Origin of the sequence: Pseudomonas sp. 21615526, assembly GCF_013386245.1 — a bacterium.
In the GTDB taxonomy this organism is placed as follows: domain Bacteria; phylum Pseudomonadota; class Gammaproteobacteria; order Pseudomonadales; family Pseudomonadaceae; genus Aquipseudomonas.
In genome coordinates, this window is the sequence record NZ_JACAOM010000262.1 from 1 (window position 1) to 371 (window position 371).

General features: G+C 65.8%; 1 protein-coding gene. It reads left to right on the plus strand.

The features are described from left to right. On the plus strand, nucleotides 1-371 hold a 371-nt coding region (locus tag HX786_RS31605), incomplete at both ends, for a glycine betaine ABC transporter substrate-binding protein (protein ID WP_306172587.1).

A 371-nucleotide genomic window follows, 5' to 3' on the forward strand; every position in this document is an offset into this window, starting at 1 on the left:
ATCCAGGTGATCGGCGAAGAGTGGGCCGGGCGCAGTCCGGCGTGGGTCAAGGCCGAAAGCGAAGGCAAGGTGTTCGGCCTGGGCGACACCGTCAAAGGTGCCACCGAAGGCTGGTGGGTGCCGGAATACGTGATCAAGGGCGACGCCGAACGGGGCATCAAACCCCTGGCCCCGGAGCTTAAATCCGTCGCCGACCTGGCCCGCTACAAAGACGTGTTCCGCGACCCCGAAGACCCGACCCGTGGGCGCTTCCTCAACAGCCCCACCGGCTGGACCTCGGAGATCGTCAACAGCCAGAAACTCAAGGCCTATGGCCTGACCGACAGCTACGTCAACTTCCGCACCGGCTCCGGCGCGGCGCTGGATGCCGA